The sequence below is a fragment of the Nocardia sp. NBC_00565 genome (assembly GCF_036345915.1).
Classification (GTDB): domain Bacteria; phylum Actinomycetota; class Actinomycetes; order Mycobacteriales; family Mycobacteriaceae; genus Nocardia.
This window is the reverse complement of the sequence record NZ_CP107785.1, coordinates 2379626-2404535: the sequence shown is the minus strand read 5'-3', so window position 1 is coordinate 2404535 and position 24910 is coordinate 2379626. Positions and strand designations below refer to the sequence as shown.

Annotated in this window: 20 protein-coding genes and 1 pseudogene; 13 read left to right on the top strand and 8 right to left on the bottom strand. The window is 65.9% G+C overall.

Annotation, left to right across the window (positions count from 1 at the left end; translation table 11 throughout):
- The first annotated feature begins 11 nt into the window (after nt 1-11).
- A complete protein-coding gene (locus OG874_RS11560; RefSeq protein WP_330255117.1) occupies nt 12-1571 on the top strand; it encodes an AMP-binding protein in 1560 nt (519 codons plus the stop codon).
- Nucleotides 1572-1588: 17 nt separating this feature from the next.
- On the top strand, nt 1589-2572 hold the full coding sequence (locus OG874_RS11555; protein WP_330255116.1) for an LLM class flavin-dependent oxidoreductase: 984 nt from the start codon (nt 1589-1591) through the stop codon (nt 2570-2572).
- Here OG874_RS11555 and mftR read toward each other — a convergent pair.
- Nucleotides 2569-3267, bottom strand: a complete 699-nt coding sequence (gene mftR / locus OG874_RS11550; protein ID WP_330255115.1) for a mycofactocin system transcriptional regulator — start codon at nt 3265-3267, stop codon at nt 2569-2571. The two genes, OG874_RS11555 and mftR, sit on opposite strands and share 4 nt — an antisense overlap.
- 69 nt (nt 3268-3336) lie before the next feature.
- On the opposite strand from mftR, the gene mftA reads away from it, so the two are divergent.
- From mftA to OG874_RS11530, 4 genes are all read left to right on the top strand, one after another.
- Nucleotides 3337-3456 carry a mycofactocin precursor MftA gene (gene mftA / locus OG874_RS11545; RefSeq protein WP_330255114.1) on the top strand — a complete coding sequence of 40 codons (120 nt, stop codon included), beginning with the start codon at nt 3337-3339 and terminating at the stop codon, nt 3454-3456.
- 33 nt (nt 3457-3489) lie between these two features.
- On the top strand, nt 3490-4962 hold the full coding sequence (gene mftF / locus OG874_RS11540; RefSeq protein WP_330255113.1) for a mycofactocin biosynthesis glycosyltransferase MftF: 1473 nt from the start codon (nt 3490-3492) through the stop codon (nt 4960-4962).
- A gap of 9 nt (nt 4963-4971) precedes the next feature.
- Nucleotides 4972-5364 carry a WhiB family transcriptional regulator gene (locus OG874_RS11535; RefSeq protein ID WP_330255112.1) on the top strand — a complete coding sequence of 131 codons (393 nt, stop codon included), beginning with the start codon at nt 4972-4974 and terminating at the stop codon, nt 5362-5364.
- A gap of 125 nt (nt 5365-5489) precedes the next feature.
- A complete protein-coding gene (locus OG874_RS11530) occupies nt 5490-7163 on the top strand; it encodes an FAD-dependent oxidoreductase (protein WP_330255111.1) in 1674 nt (557 codons plus the stop codon).
- A 62-nt stretch (nt 7164-7225) separates the two neighbouring features.
- On the opposite strand, the gene OG874_RS11525 is transcribed toward OG874_RS11530, so the two are convergent.
- Complete coding sequence (locus tag OG874_RS11525) at nt 7226-7981, bottom strand: GntR family transcriptional regulator (RefSeq protein ID WP_330255110.1); 756 nt, start codon at nt 7979-7981, stop codon at nt 7226-7228.
- Nucleotides 7982-8011: 30 nt separating this feature from the next.
- Complete coding sequence (locus tag OG874_RS11520) at nt 8012-9190, bottom strand: acyl-CoA dehydrogenase family protein (RefSeq protein WP_330255109.1); 1179 nt, start codon at nt 9188-9190, stop codon at nt 8012-8014.
- Nucleotides 9191-9382: 192 nt separating this feature from the next.
- Between OG874_RS11520 and OG874_RS11515 the strand changes: the two genes are divergently transcribed.
- From OG874_RS11515 to OG874_RS11500, 4 genes and pseudogenes are all read left to right on the top strand, one after another.
- Complete coding sequence (locus OG874_RS11515) at nt 9383-10243, top strand: HpcH/HpaI aldolase/citrate lyase family protein (RefSeq protein ID WP_442943329.1); 861 nt, start codon at nt 9383-9385, stop codon at nt 10241-10243.
- 1 nt (nt 10244) lies between these two features.
- Nucleotides 10245-11019 (top strand): annotated as a pseudogene (locus OG874_RS11510) (acyl dehydratase).
- 68 nt (nt 11020-11087) lie between these two features.
- Complete coding sequence (locus tag OG874_RS11505; protein ID WP_330255108.1) at nt 11088-13346, top strand: acyl-CoA dehydrogenase; 2259 nt, start codon at nt 11088-11090, stop codon at nt 13344-13346.
- Between the two features lie 508 nt (nt 13347-13854).
- On the top strand, nt 13855-15939 hold the full coding sequence (locus OG874_RS11500; protein WP_330255107.1) for a tannase/feruloyl esterase family alpha/beta hydrolase: 2085 nt from the start codon (nt 13855-13857) through the stop codon (nt 15937-15939).
- 46 nt (nt 15940-15985) lie between these two features.
- Here the strand turns inward: OG874_RS11500 and OG874_RS11495 are convergent, their stop codons facing one another.
- From OG874_RS11495 to OG874_RS11480, 4 genes are read right to left on the bottom strand one after another with little or no spacing between them, the layout of a single operon-like run.
- A complete protein-coding gene (locus OG874_RS11495; protein ID WP_330255106.1) occupies nt 15986-16564 on the bottom strand; it encodes a TetR/AcrR family transcriptional regulator in 579 nt (192 codons plus the stop codon).
- A gap of 32 nt (nt 16565-16596) precedes the next feature.
- Nucleotides 16597-17319, bottom strand: a complete 723-nt coding sequence (locus OG874_RS11490) for an ABC transporter ATP-binding protein (RefSeq protein ID WP_330255105.1) — start codon at nt 17317-17319, stop codon at nt 16597-16599.
- Nucleotides 17316-20111, bottom strand: a complete 2796-nt coding sequence (locus OG874_RS11485) for a branched-chain amino acid ABC transporter permease/ATP-binding protein (RefSeq protein ID WP_330255104.1) — start codon at nt 20109-20111, stop codon at nt 17316-17318. Before OG874_RS11485 ends, OG874_RS11490 begins: the two co-directional genes overlap by 4 nt.
- A 12-nt stretch (nt 20112-20123) precedes the next feature.
- Nucleotides 20124-21314, bottom strand: a complete 1191-nt coding sequence (locus OG874_RS11480; RefSeq protein WP_330255103.1) for an ABC transporter substrate-binding protein — start codon at nt 21312-21314, stop codon at nt 20124-20126.
- 291 nt (nt 21315-21605) lie between these two features.
- Here OG874_RS11480 and OG874_RS11475 point away from each other — a divergent pair, with 291 nt between their 5' ends.
- Together OG874_RS11475 and OG874_RS11470 are read left to right on the top strand one after the other, a co-directional pair.
- Entirely contained in the window at nt 21606-22409 is an 804-nt protein-coding gene (locus OG874_RS11475) for a Gfo/Idh/MocA family protein (protein ID WP_330257262.1), read from the top strand.
- Nucleotides 22410-22435: 26 nt separating this feature from the next.
- Complete coding sequence (locus tag OG874_RS11470) at nt 22436-22720, top strand: hypothetical protein (protein ID WP_330255102.1); 285 nt, start codon at nt 22436-22438, stop codon at nt 22718-22720.
- On the opposite strand, the gene OG874_RS11465 is transcribed toward OG874_RS11470, so the two are convergent.
- On the bottom strand, nt 22692-24164 hold the full coding sequence (locus OG874_RS11465; RefSeq protein WP_330255101.1) for an MFS transporter: 1473 nt from the start codon (nt 24162-24164) through the stop codon (nt 22692-22694). The two genes, OG874_RS11470 and OG874_RS11465, sit on opposite strands and share 29 nt — an antisense overlap.
- Before the next feature lie 95 nt (nt 24165-24259).
- Between OG874_RS11465 and OG874_RS11460 the strand changes: the two genes are divergently transcribed.
- Nucleotides 24260-24901: a TetR/AcrR family transcriptional regulator gene (locus OG874_RS11460; RefSeq protein ID WP_330255100.1), complete on the top strand. Its 642-nt coding sequence runs from the start codon at nt 24260-24262 to the stop codon at nt 24899-24901.
- Nucleotides 24902-24910 lie beyond the last annotated feature (9 nt).

Sequence of the window (24910 nt, the reverse complement as noted above, 5' to 3'; positions counted from 1 at the left end):
CGGAGGTTTCTGTGTACCCAGCTCATTTCGCCGAATCGGCACCGGACAAACCCGCGGTGATCAACGCGGGCACCGGACAACGGCAGACCTACCGCGAGCTCGTCGCGGGAGCCAATCGCCTGGCCCGGTTGCTCCGTGACATCGGTTTGCGGCCCGGCGACCACTACGCCATCCTCGCCGAGAACCATCTCCGTTACTTCGAACTGGTGTGGGCGGGGTTGAACACGGGCCTATACGTCACGCCCGTCAACTCGCATCTGACGGCCCCCGAGGTCGCCTATCTGGTCAACGACAGTGACACGAAAGTGGTCATCGCCACCAGCGCGCTGGCCGAGGTCGCCGAAGAGATCGTCGCGCTCACACCCGGCGTCGGCCGACGTCTCATGTTGGACGGCAGCAGCGCTTCCTACGAATCACTCGACGAAGCCGTCGCGCAGTACTCCGGCGGACCACTCGAAGACGAGGTTCGCGGCACCTTCATGCTCTACAGTTCCGGCACCACCGGACGGCCGAAGGGCATTCGCTACCCGCTCCCGGAACACCCGGCCGCCGAAGGCGATGCCGCGCTGCTGCCGATGAGCCGCGCCCTGTTCGGCTTCGACGACACAACGGTGTTCCTCTCCCCCGCACCGCTCTACCACGCTGCCCCACTGCGCGTTTCGTGCCTGGTCCAATGCACCGGCGGTACGGTGGTGATGATGGCGAAGTTCGAAGCCGAAGCGGCGTTGCACGCGATCGAACAGTTCGCCGTGACGACAAGTCAGTGGGTGCCCACCATGTTCGTGCGCATGCTGAAGCTGCCCGCGGCCAGCAGGTCTCATTACGACCTGTCCAGCATGCGGGTAGCCGTACACGCCGCCGCGCCGTGCCCGACCGACATCAAGTCTCGAATGATCGACTGGTGGGGCCCGATCATCATCGAGTATTACAGCGGTACAGAGAATTTCGGCACGACGGCACTATCGAGCGCGGAATGGCTGGACCACCCCGGCTCGGTCGGACGACCGCAGGGGTGTGTCGTCCACATCTGCGACGAGGCCGGCGCGGAACTGCCCGCCGAGGAGATCGGGACCGTATATTTCGAGGCGGCCGGCGCGGACTTCAGTTATCACAACGACCCGGAACGCACTGCGGCCGTGGCACATCCGGCACATCCCGGCTGGCGCACACTGGGCGACGTAGGCGAGTTGGACGCCGATGGCTATCTATATCTGAGCGACCGGCGTGACTTCACGATCATCGCGGGCGGGGTCAACATCTACCCGCGCGAGATCGAGGACGTGCTGATCCTGCACGAGGAAGTGACCGATGTGGCCGTGTTCGGGGTGCCGGATCCCGACCTCGGCGAGCAGGTGAAAGCGGTTGTCCAGCCCGCGCACTGGGCCGATGCCGGCCCGGAACTGGCGCAAAGACTGCTCGCCTACTGTAAGACTGCCATGGCCCCCTACAAGTGGCCGCGATCGATCGATTTCACTCGCGAACTGCCGCGGCAGGACAACGGAAAGCTGTACAAGAAGCTGCTCCGCGATCCGTACTGGTCACCGGCATCCACCGCGAACCGGACCTCGTAAGCATCGAGCGACGATCCATGCCTGAAATCCCAGCTGTCCCACAGTTCGGCGTCTTCGTACCGCAGATCAACACCACCGCGGCGGCGGTGATCGCCACCGCCCAGGCGGCGGAGCAGTCCGGTTTCGACTCCTTCTGGGTGATGGACCATCTCTACGCACCCGGCGCCCCACCGCTCGACGTACCGGAGAGCTGGATACTGCTGACCGCGATTGCCGCCGCGACGTCCACGATCCGGCTCGGCCACCTCGTCGGCGCCAACCCGTTCCGGCACCCGTCGGTGCTGGCGAAGATGGCGGCCACCCTGGACCAGATCAGCGGTGGTCGCCTCGACCTCGGCCTCGGCTGGGGATCGGTCGAGGACGAATTCGCGATGTTCGGTATCGAGGCGGGTACTCGACGCGAGCGTTCGGAACGCCTCGCGGAGACGATCGAGATTCTCGAATTGATGTTCACCGGTCGGCGGTTCGACTACGCGGGCAAGCATTTTCGACTGCGGGGCGCGTGGGGCCTTCCCGTGCCACCGCAAGGCAGGATTCCGATCCACATCGGTGGCGGCGGGCGAATGCTGACAATGCCCTTGGTCGCCGAGCATGCCGATTGGTGGAACTGTGTCGCGGCGGCCCGCGGGCGGATGCCTGAATTGGCACCCCTGCGCGGCACCGCGCGAATCTCCGCACAATATCCCGTCGGCCTCGTGCATCCGGGCGAGGACCCGGCCGAGGTGCGGACAAAGCTACTGCGCCGAATGCCCGAATCTTCCTGGGGCACACCGCTGATCGGCACGCCCGACCAACTCGTCGAACAGCTCCTCGTCGAATGGTCCAGGGGCGTAGAACTTTTCATCATTCGTTTTCACGACCACGCCCCACCACGCACGCTGGAACTGTTCGGCGCCAAAATCGCCGCACCGCTGCGCACCATCGCCGACCCGTCGAGCACCACGGGAGGTGAAGCAGCAAGTGCTGAACCTCAGCCACGGCCGGAGAATCAGAACCCTTAGCCGCCATCGGATTTGAGGCGTGTGCTTCGCCCGACTCGGCTCGTCCGCCGAACCTTCGCAAGCCGCGCATCGTCGGCAAACAGAATATCGTCCGGGAAACCCACGGCCAGGGCGGCCAGGGCAACATCCAGATAGACAGTCAGGTCGGCGTCGGCACGCCCCTCGGTGGCACGCGCGGCCCATCGGTCATAGGCGGCGCGCGAAACCGCGAGGGTCGCGCGACCCACGGCCAGCGGGTACAGGGAGCCGGGCGGCCACCCCGTTCGTTCGGCGACGAAGTCGCCGATGGTTCGCTCCCAGGCGTCGTAGCGGACAGCCGCGCTGGCGGCCAGCTCGGGCACCGTGGCGATCAAGCGCATCCGCATGCGCAGCTCGGGAACGTCTTCGGCGCTGTAGTCGTTGGTCGCCAGCACCGCCAGCCGGATGGCTTGCATCACCGGCAGATCGGCTTCGGCCGCGGCCAGTGTGGCCCGGATCGCCTCGACCTCGCTATCGAATTCGTTCCAGAGCACCGCGGACTTCGCGTCGAAATAGCGAAAGAAGGTGCGGCGACTCACCCCGGCGGCCGCCGCGATCTGCTCGACGGTCGTCTCATGGAAGCCCTGTTCGGCGAAGAGGCGCAAGGCGACGAGCTCGAGCTTGCGAACGCTCGTTCCATGAGGACGTCCACGTCTCGGCGGACTTGTTTTCGTCACACCGTGACGCTATCGTATGCCGATATACGACACTGAGTGTCATAAATACCGCCACCAGGAGGAATCAGGATGACGGACAACCAGATCGAATCGATCGACCACGGGACCACCGAGGTGTCCGCAGAGGCTCTGATCGGTGAGTCGCTGATCGAGGAGGTCTCGATCGATGGCATGTGCGGTGTCTACTGATCTCGCCGCGCCGCCGTTCGACCTCGACGCGCCGTGACCGCCCCGCTGCCGAACGGCTTCCGGATCACCCTCGATTCCGGAGTCGAACAGCTGACGCCCGACAAGTTGATCGGGGGCTCACCCGCCCGCATCGTGAGCATGACAGCCGCGGGACACATCGCATGGCAGGAAATTCGGACGGGACCGGTGCGGACGGCAGCCGGCGGTACGCTGGCGCGCCGACTCACCGATGCGGGACTGGCGCATCCCCATCCACCAGAAACCGATGGGCCACTTGATGTCACCGTAGTCATTCCCGTCCGAGATCGGGCCGCGATGCTGGCGCGGTGCCTCGCCGCCCTCGGCGATCGTTATCCCGTGATCGTCGTCGACGATGGATCCCACGATCCGCACGCGATCGCCGAGGTTGCCGCCGAAGCCGGCGCGAAGCTGTTGCGGCACCCGGCCAATCGTGGTCCCGGCGTTGCCCGCAATACCGCGCTGGATCACGTGACGACCGAGCTGGTGGCGTTCTTGGACAGCGACTGCGTCCCCGGCACCGGATGGATCGGCTGGCTGGCACCGCATTTCGCCGATCCGGCGGTGGCGGCAGCGGCCCCGCGGATCACCGCGTTCGGGGCTGCCGGCGCCGTGCGGCGCTGCGGACTCGACCTCGGCGATCAACCGGCGCGGGTGGCGCCGAATTCACGCGTGCCTTTTGTGCCGACGGCAGCGCTGATCATGCGCCGTTCCGCCCTTGCCGATGTCGCGCAGGTCGGCTTCGTGTTCGACCCCGCGCTGCGGGTCGGCGAGGATGTGGACGTCATCTGGCGGCTGCACCGGGCCGGCTGGCGGATCCGGTACGACCCGGCGGTCCAGGTCGAACACGAGGAACCGGCCACGATCGGCGACTTGCTCATCCGCCGATTCCGGTATGGAACATCGGCCGCACCACTGGCGCAACGCCATCCGAGCGCTATCCCGCCCCTGGTCGTCGCGCCCGGCCCGGCGTTGACCGTGCTCGCCGTTCTGATGCGACAACCGCTGCTCGCCGGTGTGGGCATTGTCATGTCCGTGTGCTCGACGATTCGCGCTCTGCGCCGGGCAGGCGCACCGCTCAACCGCGCCGTTCCTGCCACCGTCACCGGCGTGTATCAGACCTGGCTCGGTATCGGCCGATACTGCACTCAGTTCGCCGCACCGCTGCTCGCCTTGGCTTGTGCGACACCACCGGGCCGCCGCCGCAGCACCCGCTGGCGGTGGCGCGCGGCCGCTGGATCGCTGCTGTTGGGACCGGCTGTCACGCGATGGGCGAAGCAACGGAACAAGCGCAACCCCATCGGTGCGGTGCTGACCGACATCGCCGACGATATCGCCTACGGCGCTGGCGTGCTGAGCGGATGTCTGCGACAGCGAATCGCGACGCCGCTTCGGCCCCGCGTTGTCCGGCAGGTGGCTCGACGGGCGAACCGGTCTGTGCCGCAAGACCTTTCAACTGACAAACAAGGAGAACCCCGTGGCAGATAGGACGCCCCGTTGCCACTGACAACCCGCTGGGTGTTGGGCCGGGACTGGATGCTCCACGCGGAGTGCGCCCATGCACCGAATCCCGATATGTGGTTCCCGAAGGCCCACAACGACCCCGCCGCGGACACCGCGGCCGCGGTATGCCTGCGACGGTGCGCGGTCTGGCAGGAATGCGCCGCCTACGCCCTCTGCACCCAGCAGTCCGCGGGCATCCACGCCGGGGTGCTCCTGAACGGCCGCCCCGGCGCCGACAACCGCAGACTGCAAGCTCGCCTCGAGGGCGTCGAACTGGCACCGTGCCTACTGGCGCTGGTCGAGGGTCAGCGGTCGCGCCGCAAGCGGCCGTCGGTCTCCGCCGGGCACAACCGCTGGCGGGGCCTCTATCCTACGAGTTCTATATAGTACAATAGATGTATTGAATAAGCTGATCTCTCGAAAGATGTCGACGCGTCGAGAATGATGCGTACAGATGCCCCGATCCAGGACACGCCAAAGAGCCGTGGAACCGAATGTGAGGACCTCTCAACATGGCCTTCGTAGTTACACAGAGATGCTGCAATGACGCGAGCTGCCTCTCGGAGTGCCCGGTCGACTGCATCCGGCCAAGGCCCGAGGATCCCGACTTCACCACCGCGGAGATGCTCTACATCGACCCGCAGACCTGCATCGACTGCGGAGCCTGCGCCGACGCGTGCCCTGTCGAAGCGATCTACGCCGAAGACGAACTGCCCAGCGGCCTCGAACGATTCAAGGACACCAACGCCGCCTACTTCGAGCGGCACCCCCTCGACGCGAAGCTGATCCAGCCATCGCCGCCCGGTCGGGTGGCCAAGGAACTCGGCAAGCTGCGCGTCGCCATCGTCGGGGCCGGTCCCGCGGCGGCCTACGCTGCCGAAGAGCTCATGCGCCGCGCCGATGTCGAAGTGGAGATGATCGACCGTTTGCCGACGCCGCACGGACTCGTCCGGGCCGGCGTGGCGCCGGACCATGCCGGTACGAAGACCATCACCGCGATGTTCGAAGTCCCGGCACGGCGAGACAACTTCCAGTACCTGCTCAATGTCGAAGTCGGCAAGCACATTTCCCACGACGAGCTGATGCGCCACCACCACGCCGTCATCTACGCGGTGGGAGCGTCGAAGGACCGCAACCTGGACATCCCGGGTGAATCACTTCCGGGCAGCTATTCGGCCACGGAGTTCGTCGGCTGGTACAACGGGCACCCTGAGTACGCGGATCGCGAATACGATCTTTCCGGCGAACGCGCGGTGATCGTCGGCAACGGAAACGTCGCACTCGACATCGCCCGAGTCCTGACGATGAATCCAGACGATCTGGCGCGGACCGACATCGCCGATCACGCGCTGGAGGCGCTGCGTAACAGCAAGATTCGTGAAGTCGTCCTGCTGGGACGGCGCGGACCCGCGCAGGCGGCGTACACCTCGCCGGAATTCATGGCCCTGCGGAACCTGCCGAACGTCGACGTGATCATCGACGAGTCCGACATCGAACTCGATGCCGCCACCCAGGCAATGCTGGACGATCCGGCGACCGAGCCTTCGACGATTCTCAAGGTCGACCTGGCTCGTGAGTATGCGCGGCAATCGCAGGATCCCACTCGCCGGAGGATCGTGTTCCGGTACCTGGTCTCGCCGGTCGAAGCCCTCGGCGACGACCGCGTGATCGGGCTGACGATCGTGCGCAACGAGCTCGTGGCGTCCCAGGGCGCGTTCACCGCACGGCCTACCGACCACACCGAGACGATACCGACGTCGCTGGTGCTGCGCTCGGTCGGATATCGCGGACAGCCCGTCCCCGATCTGCCCTTCGACGAAGCCGGACATATCGTTCCCAACGACCACGGCCGGGTGATCGACGCGGACGGCAACCCGGTCACCGGCAGCTACGTAACCGGATGGATCAAGCGCGGCCCCCGAGGTGTGATCGGCACGAACAAGATTTGCGCACAAGAAACGGTCAGCAAATTGCTCGAGGACTTCGTGGCCGGTCACCTCACCGCACCCGAACACGACCGACAGACACTGCGGCAACTGCTCGCCGAACGCCAGCCCGATCTGATCGATAGGGCGGGCTGGCGCGCGATCGACAAGGCCGAACGCGAACGCGGAAAGCAGCAGAAGCGGCCGAGGATCAAGTTCATCTCCATCGACGAGATGATCGCCGTATCGAGGCAGGGCTGAAACGCTCGGCTCGAACCAGCTGGTGCGAATCCGCCTACCGTGTAGGCGGATTCGCTGGACAACTACCCCGCGGGAAGGTCGGACCGTCGGAGGGTGACGCGATAGGTGTAGTACTCGGGCAGGAAATGGCTTACCGAGAGTTCGACCGCCGCGCCCGCCGCATCGGAATAGAGCCGGTCGACGCGCAACATCGGATGCCCGGGCAAGCAGCCCAGGTCTCGCGCGATATCCGTGGAAGCGAGCGCCACGGTGATCGATTGCGCGGCCTCCACGATCGGGCTGGTCAAATGCGGCTCCAGCAGCCCGATGACCGTGTACGTGCTCGACCTGCCGGCCGCCAGTTCCGGAGCGCCTGCCACGAGGCCGGCCACTCGCTCGGGCAGATGCACTGTCGTTCGAACGAACGGAACACCATCGTGCAAGCGCACGAAGCCGACGGTGTAGACAACATCGGTATCGAGGCGGAGCCTGCTCGCCGCCTCGATATCGACGTGCCGGTGCAGCGCCGACCGCACCTCCATGGTCGTGTCCGAGGACAACTGCATGAGGTCTTCGATCGATCCGAACTGCCGCAGATACCGCCGCTCGGTTCCGGTGGCGAACGTGCCACGGCCGGCCACCCGGTACACGCTCCCCTCGGCGACCAGGTCCTGGAAGGCGCGGCGAACGGTATGGCGACTGACCCGATGCTGTTCGGACAGCTCCAGTTCGGTCGGCAGCTGCACGCCGCCGTTGTAGCGGCCCGCGGCAATGTCATCACGCAGGCTCTGCGCCACCACCTGGTACGCGGGTTCGGATTCCTGCTTGTCCAGCCTCATGGGAACCAGATCCTACGTATCCCGCCCGGTTCAGATGCCGCCACGGGAGACCAGTTGAGCGGCAATGACGTTGCGCTGGATCTCGTTGGTACCCTCGCCGACGATCATCAGGGGCGCGTCCCGGAAGTACCGCTCCACGTCGTATTCGGTCGAGTACCCGTAGCCGCCGTGGATGCGCACGGCGTTCAGCGCGATCTCCATGGCCACCTCGGAGGCGAACAGTTTGGCCATGCCGGCCTCCATGTCACACCGTTCGCCGCGGTCATACTGCTCGGCCGCGTAGCGGGTGAGCTGGCGGGCCGCGGTCAGCTTCGTCGCCATATCGGCCAGGTAGTTGCCGATCGCCTGATGCTTCCAGATCGGCTTGCCGAAACTCTCCCGCTGCTGTGCGTAGGCCAGCGCGTCTTCCATGGCTGCCGCCGCGACGCCGAGCGCCCGCGAGGCGACCTGGATCCGGCCGGTCTCCAAACCCTTCATCATCTGCGAAAACCCTTTGCCCGCAACGCCGCCGAGGATCGCCGAGGCGGGCACTCGATAGTTGTCGAAGGACAGTTCGCAACTCTCGACACCCTTGTAGCCGAGCTTGGGCAGATCGCGCGATACCGTCAGCCCGGGTCCGTGCTCGACCAGCACGATCGAGATCCCGGCATGCCGGGGCGACGCGGCCGGATCGGTCTTGCACAGCAGCGCGATCAGCGACGATCGGCGCGCATTGCTGATCCAGGTCTTGGCACCGCTGATGACGAGGTGATCGCCGTCGGGCTTGGCCTGCGTCGCCATGGCCTGCAGATCCGAACCGCCCCCCGGCTCGGTCAACGCCATCGTCGCGCGGACCTCACCGGTGGCCATCCGGGGCAGGTAGGTCTGCTTCTGCTCATCGGTGCCGAACATCGCGAGCAGCTTCGCGACGACGGTGTGCCCGCCCATCGCGCCGGCCAGGCTCATCCAGCCGCGCGCCAACTCCTCGGTGACCTGGACATAGCAGGGCATCGAAACGGGAGTTCCGCCGTACTCCTCGGGTACCGCCAACCCGTAGATGCCGATCCGCTTCATCTGTTCGATCCACTCTTCCGGATACCGGTTCGCGTGCTCGAACTCCTGGACACTGGGTTTGACCTCTCGGTCGATGAAGGCACGGACCGTCTCGACCAGCAAGACCTCCTCGGCACTCAACCCATAGCTCACGTCGACTCCTTCAGACCGCAACATTTGCGCGCCATTTTCACCAAAGATACGTTCAATCGGCAAGCGTACGCCTTGACAGCAACCGGACCGGCAGCCACCATGAGGTTCGTTCCAGCGGGAACTACCGGGATAAAGTCAAATTCTCCCCCTACACCGACGACACGGTCGGCGCGACAAATGACCGTACATTTCCTTCTCCAGTCGAGGAGTTCCGCCATGCGCGCACTGCACGCACCGACGCGACGACGCGCGGTGCTCATCGTTCCCGGATTCGAGGAACGCAAGATCACCAAGGCGCTCGCCGCCGGCGCCGATGAGGTGGTGATCGACCTCGAGGATGCGGTCGCGGTCGATTCCAAAGCCAAGGCCCGCGCGCTGGTGGTGCGCGTCCTGCGCGAACTCGACCGCGATCCGGCGCGATCGATCGCGGTCCGCGTCAATGGGCTCGCCACCCAGTGGGCGGCCGATGACCTGGCCGCGCTGGCCGAGGTGAGCGCGCTCGACAGCGTGGTGCTCCCGAAGGTCGAGGCGGCGGCTGACCTCGTCCGCGCGCGCGAGTTGCTCGGCCGCCATCCGGCCACCCTGCAGGCACTCATCGAAACCCCGCGCGGAGTTCAGGACATCGACGAGATCTGCCGCACCACAGCACCATTGGCCGCGGTAGTGATCGGCTACGCCGACCTCGGTGCGGCCCTCGGCCGAGGTGCGGAACTGCCGCCGCAGCGCTGGGCGGCAATCCAGGATCGAGTACTGCTGGCCGCCAGGGCGTCCGGCGTGGCGGCGATCGACGGGCCGCACCTCGGCATCGCCGACAACGCGGACTTCCGCGGCCGCGTCCACTGGGCGCGCGAGGCCGGTTTCGACGGCAAGTGGGTCTTGCATCCCGGCCAGATCGACACCACCGCAGCGGAATTCACGCCGAATCCGGCGGCGGTCGAGGCGGCCAGGCGCGTCCTTGCCGCCCTCGACGAGGCGGCCGAGCGCGGACTGGGGGTCGCACGCCTCGGCGATCAGATGCTGGACGAGGCCGTCGCGGTCGCCGCCCGACGGGTACTCACGCAAACCGAAGGAAACTGACATGACCGCCCCCGGCAATGGACCGTACTTCGATGACCTTGCCGTGGGACAGGTCTACGATCACGCACCCTCGATCACGTTGACAGACGGTCTTGCCGCGACCCATCAGGCGATTGCCGGTGATCGCCTGCGGCTCGCGCTCGACCGGCACCTGTCCACCGCCGTCACCGGTGCGCCCATCGCACATCCGGCTCTCGTGTGGGATGTGGCGATCGGGCAGTCCACCGTCGTCACCCGCCGGGTGAAGGCGAATCTTTTCTATCGCGGACTCCGGTTACCTCTCCGCGATCGGCGTCGATCACGATCGGTCCTGGACCGCACCCGACGGATGGGATCTGGCCGCCTTCCGCAAGAACGTGCCGGGCGCCCACTTCACCCAGGCCCTGGCCGGGCAGCAGTTCTGTTCCAGTGGCGACGTCGTTTCGAACGCACCCGAACTCGCCCGGTTGAGCCTGAATATCGCTGCCACACACCATGATTACCGGGTCGGTGAGCAAGGAAGGCTCGTATACGGCGGCCACACCATAGCCGTCGCGCTCGCACAGGCCACCCAGGCGTTGCCGAACCTCGTCACCGTGCTCGGCTGGGAATCCTGCGATCACACCGGACCGGTGCGCGAGGGCGACACCCTCTCTAGCGAACTCACTGTCGAAGGCGCCGCCGGTTCCGACGATGGCGGCGGCCTCCTGCGGCTGCGCTCCATCGTGTCCGCGCACGACACCGAATCGGTGGACCGCCCCGTGCTGGATTGGCGATTCACCGCAGTTATGGCGTAGCACACGCATCATGGCATAATTATTTATATGATTCACCTGTTAGACAACCGTGTCGGAGGTAACCACCCGTGATCAACCCGTCTGTAGCCGTTGCCGACACGGATGAGCAGCAGAATCTGATCGAAGCGATCAGCCAGCTGCTCGCGCGTCACTGGGATACCGGCGCCGCGCACAAACTCATCCAGGACCCGGCCCAGGTCAGCGAGCTGCCACTGTGGTCGGAGCTTGCCGAGATGGGTATCGCCGGACTGCCGATCCCCGAATCCCTCGGCGGATCCGGCGGCAGCTGGTCCGATCTCGCCGTCGCCGCCGAGGCGTTGGGTAGTGTCGCCGCCCCCACGCCGGTGATCACGGCGGCCGGTGCCCTCGGGGCTTTGAGTTCACCGCGCGTGCAGGCGGGTGAGCTCGTGGCGCAGTTGACGTCGGGCCGGCGGGTAGCGACCGTCGCGTGGACCGAGCAGACCGGAATGCCCGGCGCCGCCGGTCATTTCGAGGCCACTGCCGGTGACGGCGGGCGCGAGGTGCTGGTATCGGGTGCGGCGAGCCTGATACTCACCCCCGAAGCCCATATCGTCGTCCTGCTCGCCGACGGTCCGACCGGACCACTGCTGGTGGCGGTTCCGACGACGGCGGACACGGTCCGGATCCAGCCGACGCAGAGCCTGGATCTGCTGCGCCCGATCGGCGCCCTCACGATGGAACGGGCGCCGGGTACGGTGCTGGCCGACGGCGACGACGCGGTGGCGGCTGTTCAGCGCAGTCTGGTCACCGCAGGGCTCGCTCTGGCCAGCGAACTGACCGGCGTCGCGAGCCATTGCTTGTGGGCCGCCGTCGACTACGCCGCAAAACGTGAGCAGTTCGGCAAACCGATCGGCTCGTTCCAGGCCGTCAAGCACAAGTGCGCCGACATGCTGGCCCACGTCGAACTGGCCAGGGCCACGGCCCGCGAGGTTGCCGGCCTGCTCGATTCGGCGGCGCCCGCCGACGCACTCGATCAGGCGGTCGCACTGGCCCTGCTCGAATCCGTCACGGCCGCACAGCAAGTCACCGCGGACTACATCCAGGTGCTCGCCGGAGTCGGTTTCACCTGGGAGCACGAGGCGCACCTCTACTACCGCCGGGCCGGCGCCGCCGCGCCCCTGTTCGGCGGTCCGGCGGCGCACCGGGAACGGCTGGACCCGACCCGCCACGGCGCTTCGACGACGGTTGCCGCCGAGACGACACCCGCCAGCCCCGCGGCCGAACTCACCGAAACAGTCCGCGTGCTGATGCCGCTGCACCGCGCGCAATGGGGCGACGACGACTCGTTCGCCGCGCGCCTTTCCTGGCAGCAGCGGCTGCACGAGGCGGGCTGGATGGCCCCGCACTGGCCGGAACAGTACGGCGGACGCGGACTGTCGATAGTCGACCAGGTTGCCTGCGATCAGGTCCTGGCCGGACAGCGCGCACCGTTGATGGCCGGCATTCTCGGCGTGAACAACGTCGCCCCGACCCTGATGCACTACGGCACACCGGAACAGCAGCAGCACCTCGCGGCCATCCAGGCCGGCACCGAGGTGTGGTGTCAGGGCTTCTCCGAGCCGAGTTCGGGCAGCGACCTGGCCAGCCTGCGCACCCGCGCGGTGCTCGACGGCGACGAATTCGTCATCAACGGCCAGAAGATCTGGACCTCGGAGGGCGTGGAAGCCACGCATTGCCTGCTGCTGGTCCGCACCGATCCGCAAGCGCCGCCGCACAAGGGAATTTCCGCACTGCTGGTCCCGATGGACACCCCCGGCATCACCCGCCGTCCGATCACCCAGATCACCGGCGAGGGCGGATTCGCCGAGGTGTTCTTCGACGACGTCCGGGTGCCGCGCGGCGCACTACTCGGACCGCTGCACCAGGGCTGGAAGGTCACCATGACCACACTCGGCTTCGAACGGGCCGGCGTGATCATGCTGGCCGGTCGGCTCGAGCAGACGGTCATCGATCTGGTGGCCACCGTGCAGGCACACAACCTCGACTCACACGCCCGCGCCGAACTGACCGACCGCTTGTGTGCGGCACGCGCTGTGGGGTTGCTGGGCAAGCGGGCGCTGGGCCGGATCGCGGCGGGCGGCGCTCCCGGAGCAGAACACTCGGTGATCAAACTGGTCTGGAGCACGACCATGCAGGCGATCGGCGATACCCACCTGCGCGTCCTCGGACTGGCAGGCATCGCCGACACCACCGGCTCGGCCGCACATCACGACTACCTGATGTCCCGCTCGGCCACGATCGCGGGCGGCACCACCGAGATCATGCGCAACATCCTCGCGGAGCGGGTTCTGGGCATGCCGAAATAGCCTTGGGCACAAGGTAATCGAGGTGGGAGCGACGGAGAGCGTCGGCCGTAGGTCACCAGCCCGAAACGCAAACTCGCTCCGCCAATCGGCGGGGCGAGTTTGTCGTTCCTCCGGTGTCCTGCATCCTACGGGTTAGGCCCAGGAGTGGGTGCCGGTGAGTTCGGGGTTGTCGGTGCAGTCTGGTCGCTTCGGCGTCGGCTGCCTCGGCGCGGCGCTCGGCGTCGGCGATGTGTATCGCCGAGAAATCGGCAACTGAATCGGCAGAAGGGCGCAGCCTGAAGACCGTAGACACTCCTGTCAGAAATAAGGGCCAGACGTGTGTTGTGCGACACGTTCTGCCCGCCTATAGTGAACGTCGTTCACAGCTATGGCAGACGGTACTGACGCGGATCCGTCGATACAGCTGATCGGTCAATAACTCGTGGTCGGTCAACACCGCGGAGCTCGCTCGGCGACCAACCGCGGCGACTGTCGGCGCCGGACGCCCATCGCGTTAGGAGACGTTCACATGGCATCGCAACCACTCGAGGTCGAGTCTTACGTGCCGACCGACAGCTTCTTCGGTCAGCCGTACATCGACGTGGACGAATGGCGGGAGGCGCCGTACCCGCATCGTCACGTGCACGGCGGTTTCGGCGACACCGCCACCCGGTTCACCTTCTACTTCCCGAAGGTGCAGGAGTGGCAGGGCCGGATGTACCAACCGATCGAGGGCGCACACGCCGGGCACGAGGAGGCCTTCGGCGGACCGATGGGCGAGTTGATCGGCGGGCTGGCGATGACCGCTCGACTGGGCGGCTACATGTCCGAGTCGAATTCCGGCCACGTCGGCGACGATATCGACCCGAGGGGTGGCGAAGACCCAGGCTTGTACGGATGGCGCGCCACCGCCGAATCGGCCCGCTTCTCCAAGCACATCGCCAACCAGGTCTACGGTCGCCCGCCGCAGTATTCCTACGTGTGGGGCGGTAGCGGGGGCGGTCGCCGCTCACCGTTGAGCCTGGAGAACGCTCCGGACGTCTTCGATGGCGCCTTGCCGTTCATGGGCGGCGGCGATATCGCCCCGCACGGCACGAACGAGAAGATCCGTGGTGCGCAGACCATGTCCTTCGGCCAGATGTTCAACGTGCAGCGCTTGCTGGGCGACAAGCTCGACCAGGTGATCGATGCGATGCGGCCCGGTGGCAGCGGTAACCCGTTCACCGGACTCGACACCAACCAACGCGAAGAACTGGCCAATCTCTACCGCCTCGGCTTCCCGCGCGGTGATGAGTACATGATCAGCCAGCCGATGGGCCAGATCTGGCTCTGGTCGTCCATGGCCGATGGCCTACTCGACACCGATGCCGACTACTTCGAATCGTTCTGGACACGTCCCGGCTACGTCGGACACGACGCGCCGCAGCATGTGGTCCACGACCGGATCGACCTCGAGGGCACGGTAAGCCGGATCCTGACCCCGGGCGACTTCCTGGGCGAACCGGAGAAGTGGAGTGCCCCCGAGCACAAGCTGCTGATGACCATGGCCACGTTGATGGGCGCCACTTCCGGGATGGATCTGCCCATGGCGGTCGAGATAAAGGGGGTCGGTGACGGCTACCGGCTCGGCACCGGGGTGAAGATCACCAGCGGCGCGGCCGCCGGTCGCCAGCTGTACTGCACGGCGTTCACCGAGGACATCTTCTTCTGCGACGGCGTTGCCGAGGCGAATCTACAGCGGTTCCGGGGTGTCGAGGTCGGCGATACGGTCCACGTCGACAACCAGGCCTTCCTCGCCTACTGCTACTACAGCCGCCATCATCTGATGCCGGACGAGCAGTTCGACTTCCTGCGGGTGGACGGCAACCCGCTCTACCCGAGCCACGACGTACCGTTGCAGTCCTCGTTGATGGGGGTGTCGTACTCCGGTCAGTACGACGGAAAGTTGTTGTGGGTGCACCACACCCACGACTCCTCGCTCTGGCCGCCGCAGGGCATCATCTATCGCCAGGCCGTCGAGCAGGCTCAGGGCGAGGCCGGGCTGGACCGATTCTGCTTGCGCTGGACGGACAACGCCGAGCATGTTCCGCCGATGTTCGCACCGTCCGATCCCCAGCGCGCCACGGCGACCTGGCTGGTGAACTACCAGCCGATCATCGAGCAGAGTCTGGTCGATCTGGCCCGCTGGGTCGAGGACGACGTCGCCCCGGCCGCCACCGCCTACACCTACCACGATGGCAAGATCTCCTTGCCCGCCACCGCATCCGAACGCGGCGGCATCCAACCGGTGGTCACGGTGGAGGTCGACGGCTCGGACCGGGCCGAGGTCGGCGTCGGCACGCAGGTGACCCTGGTCGCGGTGGCCGAGGTGCCGCCCGGCGCTGGCAAAATCATCGCGGTGGAATGGGATATCGATGGCAGCGGCAGTTTTGCCGAGCACGACGAGACGGTGGACGGCTCGGCCGCGACGAGCAAGTCGACCCTCACGACCAGCTACGCCGAACCGGGGACCTATTTCGTCACGGCCAGGGTCACCGCGCACCGTGAAGGCGATGTGACGGCCCGCTCGCGGCGCGTGGAGAACCTCGCCTCGGCCCGAATCGTCGTCGCCTGACGATTGCCGGGCTGCACCGCCCGCACGTTCGTGAGGCACCGCTGCCTCACGAACGTGCGGGCATCCCTTTACCGCGAGTGCCTTTCGCGCCGGTGACCGGACGTGGGCCGGACAGCACGAAATGCATTCCAGCAGCGATCATGGCCTTGGGGTCGGGCGCATCGACGGCGATGGTGTGCTCGAAATCGGTCAGCAGGGCACCGGCGGTGTAGAGCGTGAGCACCGTGGCGACCAGCGGCGCTTCGGACTCGGAGAAGCCGGACTCGATCAACACCTCGTGCACCGGATTCACCACATCGCGGGTGTGCCGCACGACATATTCGGCCATACCGCGGTATTCCGTGAGCACGTTGTACAGGTTCATCACCTGCTGTTCGAGCCATTCCAGCGGGTCCTCGCCGACCTGCAGCGGTTGCCAGCAGCGATCGAACAGCGCTTTGCCACATAGGTCGAGCAGTGCTTCTTTGGTCGGCAGATGCCGATACGTCGCGCCGAGAGAGGCACCGAGGCGGGTGGAGAGCTGGCGCATCGACAGCGAAGCCACTCCACCTTCGCGGATCAAACCCAGTGCGTTGTCGACGATCTCGTCGAGATTCAGACTTGCACGAGTCTTCGAACTGGGCACGCAATTCCTTCTGCCGACTCGGTGAGCGGCGACTACGCAGTCGCCGTGCCGATCTCCGCGCCCGCAAGATACGCCTGCTCGATCTCGCCGATCCGGTCCGTGAGGTCCTTCGCGGCTCCCTGAAGGACCACCCTACCGTGGCTGATCACGTAAGCGCGGTCAGCCACCTCGAGGGCATCTCGCACATGCTGTTCCACGAGCAGCACGGCGGCCCCGTTGTCGGCTGCGGCGCGCACCGTGAGCAACAGCCGCTCCAGCACCAATGGGGCCAGCCCGAGGGATAGTTCGTCGGCCAGCAGCACGTCGGGATCGGCTGCCAGAGCTCGGGCCAAGGTCAGCATCTGCTGCTCGCCGCCGGACATCAGGCCGGCTTTGCGACCGAGCAGCCGTTCGAGCTCTGGGAACAGCTCGAGGCAGCGCTTGCGTTCGGTCCGGCCGAGGCGCAGGTTGTCCGCGCCGGACAGGCCCATGAACACCGAGCGTTCCTCGGAGATGTAGCGCAACCCCTGCTTGGCTCGACGGTGCAGCGGTGCGGTTGTTCGTCGTCCGCGCAGCCGTACTTCACCACTGAACGGCTCGAGGTCGCCGGCCAGCGCCCGCACCGTGGTGGTCTTTCCCGCGCCGTTCATGCCGAGCAGCGCGACGACCTCGCCGGCGCGCACCGTGATGTCGATGTCGTGCACGACCGGCGTGTGGCCGTAGCCAACCGTCAGGGATCGACCCTCGAGGACCGGTCCGTTGTTCGTCGCGCTCATCGGGAGATCACCGATCCCCTGGCCGAGGGGTGGCTACTACCGGCGGGATCACTGGCGCGGGCCTGTTGCTCGAGCTGCGCGGCAGCGTTGTCCGCGGTGAACCGGCTGGTGCCGAGATAGGCCTCGATCACCGCTGGGTTGTTCCTGATTTCTGCCGGTGTGCCCTGGCCGATCAAAACCCCGAAGTCCAAGGCGTACACGCGATCACAGGTGCGCAGGACCATGTCGATGTTGTGCTCCACCAGCAAGATTGCCATGCCACGCTCAGCAGCGAGCCTGCGCAATACCTCGCCGAGATGGCGGGTCTGTGGCTCACCCAGGCCGGACGCAGGCTCGTCGAGCAGCAGTACCGAGTGTCCACCCGCGACCGCGCGAGCAACCGCGAGCATCCGTCGCCGCGCGTAGTCGAGATCGGATGCCTTCGTTTCCAGGTGCTGCCGCAGGTCGAAGTCGGCGACCGCGGCCAGCGCCGCCGGACTCAACTCGGCGCGATCGGGTACCACCAGGTTCGTCGCATACGCGGCCATGTCCCGCCTGTCGCACGCGGTCTGCAGGTTTTCCCGGACAGTGAGGTCGTCGAAGAGTTCCAGCGATTGGAAGGACCGGCCGAGACCAGCGCGCGCTCTGCGTTCGCGGCTCCACCCGGTCATATTCTGACCGTCGAGGTAGACGGCTCCGGTCGCCGGCACCGCGAACCCGGTGATGGCGTCGATCGCCGTACTCTTGCCTGCCCCGTTCGGCCCGATCAGCCCGACGATCTCGCCCGGCTGTACCTGCAATGCCAGTGATTTCAAGGCGGTCACGCCGCCGAAACGCACCGAGACATCGTGCAGTTCGAGTGATTTCGGTGCCACCCGGTGCACGTCGACGTCCGTCACCGGCAACTGCGCGGCGGCCTTCGGCGCGCCACGGCGCAGCCGTTTTCCGAATGGCCCGGACATCATGGCCTTGGCCCGATCAGTGGGGAGCAGCTGAAACGCCAAGCCATCCGGTGCGATCGTGAGCATGAACAACAGCCCGACGCCGCTGACCAGAGCGATGTAGAGCGCGACCTCGGCACCCAGGAAGCTGAAGATCTGCTGGCCGAGCGAGTCCTGGCCGAAGCCGCTGCCGACCAGCGGGCCCGCGAGCGTGCCCGCACCGCCGAGCACCGCGTTCTGCATGGCGGCCACCGACTGCAGGCCCGCGAAGTTGGTGAACTGCAATACCGGACTCCGGAACGCCACCATGATCCCGCCGAGTGCCGCGATCATGCCGCCGAGGACGAACGCATAGAGCTTTGCCTGCAGCACTGATACACCCAGGGCCGCGGCCGCCCGCTCGTTGGTACGGACCGCGATCAGCCGACGACCGGCCCGCGATCGCCGTAGGTTCGCGATTGCCAAGCCGACCAGAACCAGGATCACCAGAGCGAAGGTGGCATAGCGCTTCGGATAGAACAGCCCGTTGACGTTGATCCCGAACACCGTGGTGTCACCGACGTTGTAACCCGTCACGCCGCCCGCAAACTCCGGGTTCATGAAGACGACGGCTTCCAGCGATATCGCCAAGCCCAGAGTGAGGATGGCCAGGTATACCCCGCGGGTTCGCACTCCCGCCAGCCCGACCACGATGCCCACCGGTACCGCTGCCAGGACGCCCGCGATCAGAGCGACTTCGAACGGCCAGCCGTGGGTGGCGACCAGCCAGCCTGCCATCAGCGCACCGATGCCGCCGAAACCGACCTGCATCAGCGAAAGCTGACCCGCGTACCCGGTGACGACCACGAACGACATCACGATGATGGCGCCGAGCAGCTGCGCCTGCAGCGCATTCACCCAACTGGTCGGCATCAGTGCCCAAATGCACAGCAGGACAACGGCGGCCGCGACCAGCAACGGCGCCTTCGCAATCCGACCGGTGCCCAATCGTGGCATCCGACCGAACTTCTCGTCCTTTCCGGCGATCGCCTTACCACGTGCCAGCAGGACGATGGCGATGAGAACGAACGGGACCGCAGTGCCCCAACCCGGCTCGGTGACATAACGGGTGACCTCGGACTGCGCCACACCGATGACGAGTCCGGCCAGCACAGTGACCGGGAACGAGGAGAACCGCCCGACGACAGCCGCGGCCGATACCGGGATGACGAGGTAGGTCAGGTTTGCCGTGCCGAGTCCGGTGATCGGCACCAGCAGGATCGCGGCCATGGCACCGAGCGCGGACCCGATTGCCCAGTTCGCGGCGGCGATCAGGTTCGGCGAGACGGCCAGGGCCGCCGCGGCCCGCGGGTTCTCAGCGACCGCACTGGTCGCGATGCCAAAGGCGGTGAAGCGGTAGATCAGCCACAACACGGCGGCCAGTGCGACCACGATGAGCAAGATGTAGACGCGGTCCTCGCCGATCTGTGCACCGAAGATCGCGACCGGCTCGATCGGCAGCATCGACGGCACCACCTTCGGCAGCGGGCCGTAGCGCAGCACCGCCGTCGACTGCAGCACGACGAGTAGAGCGAGCGTTGCCACGATCTTGGCCAGTGCCGAGGCATGGTGCATTCGCCGCAGGATGAGTACGTGAAACAGGGCTCCGAGCAGAGCGGAGGCCAGCAACCCCAGGAGCACGGACACCGGCTGTGCCAGCCCGTGCTCCTGGCGCGCCTCGAAGTAAACGTAGGCACCGACCATGCCCATTGCACCTTGGGCGAAGTTGACTACGCCCGAACCGCGATATACGAGGACCAGGCCGATGGCGGCCAGCGCGTACAATGCGCCGGCCCCCAGCCCGAGTGCCGCGAATCTCCAGACTTCGGTCATGATCGGTCGCCGCTACTTTCCGGTCAGCAGGGCAAGGATGTCGTAGAAATCGCCCTCCTTGACGGCCTTCCCACCTTGAATCTTGTAGTTGATCCCGTAGTGGTTGAAGATCCGCGGGAACGTCTTGCCCTCGACAGGAATCGACGACCACGGGGGGATCACGCCGTTCATGTCGACGTTGCGGAGCCCGTCGAGTGCCGTCGTCAGCGACGCGCTGGTGACCTCACCGCTCACCTTCGGCAGCGCGGCCGCGACGAGCTTGGCCGCGATGTATGAGCCCAATGCCTGCTGGGTCATCTTGGCCTTGGCGTCGACCGAGTGCATCGCCGCCGCCGCATCCTTGATGCCCGGCGCATCGTCGGACGAGTTGAGCACGGTATCCACGACGATCAGCCCTTCGGCAAGCGCGCCAAGAGATTTGAGCAGTTCGGTGCTGAAGACCGCGGAGATGCCGCCGACGGTCAACGTCTTGCCGCTCTGCTTCAAGGCAGTCAGTGCCTGTGCGCCACCGGACGGGGTGAGGCTGACGGCCACACACTCGGCGCCTGCGCCGGTCACCTTGGACACCGCGGGCGAGAGGTCAGCGGCATTGGCCGCAACGGATCCGCGCGCAACCTCCTTGCCACCTTTGCCCTCGAAGCCGCCCTTGATGTAGTCGATCAGGAAGTCCGAGCCGTCCAGGTAGACGATGCCGAGCTTGGTGCAGCCGGTCGCTGCCAGACCCGCGCCGAGTGCGACGTAGATCGAGAACGGTTCCGCCGTCGGGTACGAGTTCGGGCTGTGGGAGTCCCCGGCTCCGATCGTGGGGATGTTGGCCTTGGTCAATACGCTCAGGTCCTGCCCACCGGCGGAGAAGCCGAGCACCACGCCGGCGACCCTGTCCCGCACCGCCTGTTGCGCGCACACCAGGAAGCCCGGCGCAGTGCCTTTGCCGTCACAGGTCTCGATTTCCACATTTGGGAAGTCCTTCAAGACCCCTTTCACCATCGGCACGATCTCGGGGAGCGTGAACGGGATCGTGCTGGTGAAGTCGCCGACAACGAGGATCTTCGCCTTGATGCCGGAACCACCTGCCGGCGCGGTGGCGGAACTGCTGTTACTCGATGAGGTGGAATCGCTGCCGGACGAACCGCATCCCGACACTGCGAGCAGTCCCGCCAAGCCGAGGGCGAACACGGCTCCGATCCCCTTGCGTTGCTTCATTGCATCTCCTTGGGTGTTGATTTCCGGCATGCGAATAGGCCTCCGACATCACCGGCCGACGAGGCCCGAGAATCGGCGGTGTCGGGTGCAGGTCGCGACGATGCGAGCGGACGCCACCGTGGGCACACGGCAGGAGGTGGCGTTGATATCGGCCCGGACGTCCGGCGCGTAGGTCAGGCACAACGGCGACCTGCGAGCACAGCCGCGTCTGCCGTATCTGGAGGAATATTCGGGATCCATGGACCCTGCATTTCTGTGAACGCGGTGTTAGAAATGACCGGCTAGCGACCGATAGTAGAGACGCAGATCACATCAGTCAACGGCGTTCACGAATTCCGGCCACAGCTGATCGCGACCCGGATAGAGTCACCGCGGACGACGCAATGGCGGGAGCTGGAATGGCTGATCGAGTGCGAGTCGGGATCATCGGCGTCGGATTCTCCGTATTCGGCGCGGGTCACCGCCCGGGTCGACTACTGGCATCCGACACACCCGTTGCAATCGGAGTGGATGTACCGCAGCGCCGACGGCGGCGGCTACCTGCTCGGACTCGGCGCTCACGACCTGGATTACCTGTGCTGGCTGTTCGGCGATCCCAGTGAGATATGCGCGGACGTCCGCACCACGGTGGCGACCCGGCAACGCCCGGACGACACCGTGCTCCGGGTCGATGCGGACGATACGGCGTCGATTCTGATCCGTTTCGCATCGGGGGTCGTCGCCACGGTATCGATCACCGCGATGAGCCTGCACGCCAAGGCGGCGTATCAGCTCGATGCCACCGGAAGCGACGGCGCCGTTTCGCTGGCGGGCACACTCTTCGAACGCACACTGCAGGCCGCGACGACAGACGACTCCGGGATGACCGCAGTGCCCGGCTCATCGCGCGTACCCCGCTCCGGCGCACTGGCTTTCGACGGCAGAGCGCGTAACAATGCCGCACGTCAGCTAGCGCTGTTACTCGAAGACTGGCTGCCGGCCCTCGACGGCAAATCGACTCCGCAGGTACCGAATCTGAGCGATGGTCTTCGGGTCCAGCGCATCGTCACCGCAGCGCGACAGAGCTCTGCCGGGCACGGATGGGTCGCCGTGTGACCCGTGGGGTTCGCTGTTCCGGGCCGATGGGGACTGTCATCTCGCCCATGCTGGACCGGATCTCCTCGCCACGGATCGAGTCCGGGGGCGGCGCACCCGGCCCGGAAACTCGCAACCACGAGCAATACCGGGGCAGCGCGGCCGATCAGCGCCTGGGTGGGCAGCAGGCCGATCAGCACCGTCGATACGCCCATCAGCGCGATGGTCAGCGTTACCGCGAAACGCCCCCGACGATCGCCCAGATATACGAAGACCAGTCCGCGGACGGTGTCGATGAATCCCTTATCTCAGAGGTGCCAGTGCGGGCGTGAGTAGCTCACCGTCAGGCGTTGGGCGGCTCGTGCCGTGTTCTGCGTCGACGCCTTTGCGCTTCTTGGTGTTGAGGTTGAGGAGCAGAGCCGCGGCGACGGCGACGGCAAGGGCGATGATTCCTGTCCAAGCTGCTGCGGCGTAGCCGTTTTCAGTGGGTATGTCGGCGCTGTCGGGAGTGTGCGTGGCAAGGAGGGTCGCGCTGAGCGCGCTGCCGACGGAGTAACCGACGTATCGGAGGACTTGGTAGAAGCTGTTGGCGCTTCCGGTCTCGTGCGGCGGGACCCCTCGGTGGATCTGGGCTGGGTTGACGGCAAAGACAACACCGATGCCGAATCCTGCCAACCCCATGGACATCAGCAGCAGCACAAGGTGCGCGCGGGTGGTGAGAAACAGCACCATGGAGGCGATGAGAACAGCGCTACTGGCGGCGGTGAGTGCTTCCAACGAGAATCGACGCATGGCTCGGACAGCCAGCCGACTGGCGAGGAAACTCCCGACCGAGTACGGCACGAGCATCACGCCGGCGAGGGCGGCGGAGTAACCGTAGCCGTAGCCGACGTTGGTCGGTGTTCGGGTGTAGCGGACGACGAGCGACAGCAGTGGGTAGATTCCGGCTCCGACCAGCACGACCATGACATCGGCTGCGAGTACAGAAGGATGCCGGAGCAGTCTGACATCGACCAGGGGGGTGCTGTGGCGAAGCTCCCACCATATCCAGGCGCAAGTGGCGATAACGGTGACCACGACGGCTGATGCCAGCGCCGGCGATGTCCAACCCCACTGTGGGCCTTGTGAACACGCCAGCAGGAGGGCCACGATGGCCACTCCGAGCAGGGCGAGGCCGACGGCATCCAGGCGACGCGGTTGCCGGTCGGGGTTGGGCGGCAGTGCCCAGGCGGCCACGGCAATGGTGACCACGGTCAGTGCGGCGCCGAACCAGAACGCTGCCGACAGTCCACCGTAGGCAGTGATCAGCCCGGCGACGGGGTACCCGATCCCTAGTCCTGCCGCGGTGGTGACGCCGATCAAGGCAATACCCGACGCTTGCTTACGTTTTGGCAGTCCGTCACGGGCGGCAGTGATCGCGAGCGGAACGAGCCCGAGCCCCACGCCTTGCAAGGCGCGACCGACCAGCAGCCATTCGAAACCCAGCGGCAGTGCCGACAATACGCATCCCGACGCGACAACAGCCAACGCGCAGAGGATCGTCTCTCGGCGGCGACGCCCATCACCGAGTCGTCCTAGAAGCGGGGCGGCTACGGCCCCGGCAACCAGTGAAATGGTCAGTGCCCATTGGGATGTCGCCAACGACACGTGTAGGTCGGTCACAATCGTCGGTAACAGGGGCGCGCCCAAGCTGCCTACTGCAGTGGAGACCACGCCCAACAACACCAATGCGGGTAGTAGCACCGCTTGTCGAACTTTCGCATCCGTGCGAGTCATGACGCACAACCTCGTTTCATCGGCACCCATCCCAACTAATATACAACTGTGTAATAGTTGGGGGATGTGCGGTGCCCTCTCGTAGGCTGGCAGCCATGGAACGCAGGCCGGGGCGCGACCGTGGGGCAGACCCTCGGTCGATACGAAGCCGGGCAGCACTGTCACGTGCGATCTTGGAGGTGGCGGCGGAGCAGCCGATAGACCAGGTGACGATCACAGCGTTGTGCGAGCGGGCCGGGGTGACACGTCGTACCTTTTACAACTACGCCGGATCGCCAGTGGAGCTGTTGAAGCAGGCGCTGACCGCCGAACTGGATGAGATCGGTGACCAGATGCGGGCCGAGAGCGCCCAATCGGATGTCGACCTTTCCGTCGCGGTGCGGCACAGTCTCGGGGCGATACTCGAGCACGTCCACCGCAATGGGTCCATCTATCGCGATACTGTCACCGGCCGAGTGCATCCAGAGCTCTATGTGCTGCTCGGCGACCACTTCTTCGACGCGGTACGACACTCCATCCTGACGTCGGTGCGACAGATACCCGAAATCGATGGTGTCCGCGCGGGATCCACCCGCTACCTGGCGGCGATAGATCTGCACGCATCCTTCGTCGCGCACGCGTACGCCGGTGTCATCGAGAAGGCTCTGGACAATCCGGCGGTCAGTAACGATTTTGTGCTCGACATCGTCGTCGCGACATTGCCCGACTGGATGCTCAACAAAGCTGAGCGCCCATGACCCGACCGA

Bases quoted from the DNA above. Each gene is read 5' to 3' on its own strand.
- OG874_RS11480 (WP_330255103.1), bottom strand. From the start codon at position 21,314: ATGAAGCAACGCAAGGGGATCGGAGCCGTGTTCGCCCTCGGCTTGGCG.
- OG874_RS11515 (WP_442943329.1), top strand. From the start codon at position 9,383: ATGCGCGCACTGCACGCACCGACGCGACGACGCGCGGTGCTCATCGTT.
- OG874_RS11525 (WP_330255110.1), bottom strand. From the start codon at position 7,981: ATGAGGCTGGACAAGCAGGAATCCGAACCCGCGTACCAGGTGGTGGCG.
- OG874_RS11460 (WP_330255100.1), top strand. From the start codon at position 24,260: ATGGAACGCAGGCCGGGGCGCGACCGTGGGGCAGACCCTCGGTCGATA.
- OG874_RS11500 (WP_330255107.1), top strand. From the start codon at position 13,855: ATGGCATCGCAACCACTCGAGGTCGAGTCTTACGTGCCGACCGACAGC.
- OG874_RS11555 (WP_330255116.1), top strand. From the start codon at position 1,589: ATGCCTGAAATCCCAGCTGTCCCACAGTTCGGCGTCTTCGTACCGCAG.
- OG874_RS11530 (WP_330255111.1), top strand. From the start codon at position 5,490: ATGGCCTTCGTAGTTACACAGAGATGCTGCAATGACGCGAGCTGCCTC.
- OG874_RS11470 (WP_330255102.1), top strand. From the start codon at position 22,436: ATGGGGACTGTCATCTCGCCCATGCTGGACCGGATCTCCTCGCCACGG.
- OG874_RS11490 (WP_330255105.1), bottom strand. From the start codon at position 17,319: ATGAGCGCGACGAACAACGGACCGGTCCTCGAGGGTCGATCCCTGACG.
- OG874_RS11485 (WP_330255104.1), bottom strand. From the start codon at position 20,111: ATGACCGAAGTCTGGAGATTCGCGGCACTCGGGCTGGGGGCCGGCGCA.
- OG874_RS11520 (WP_330255109.1), bottom strand. From the start codon at position 9,190: ATGTTGCGGTCTGAAGGAGTCGACGTGAGCTATGGGTTGAGTGCCGAG.
- mftA (WP_330255114.1), top strand. From the start codon at position 3,337: ATGACGGACAACCAGATCGAATCGATCGACCACGGGACCACCGAGGTG.
- OG874_RS11465 (WP_330255101.1), bottom strand. From the start codon at position 24,164: ATGACTCGCACGGATGCGAAAGTTCGACAAGCGGTGCTACTACCCGCA.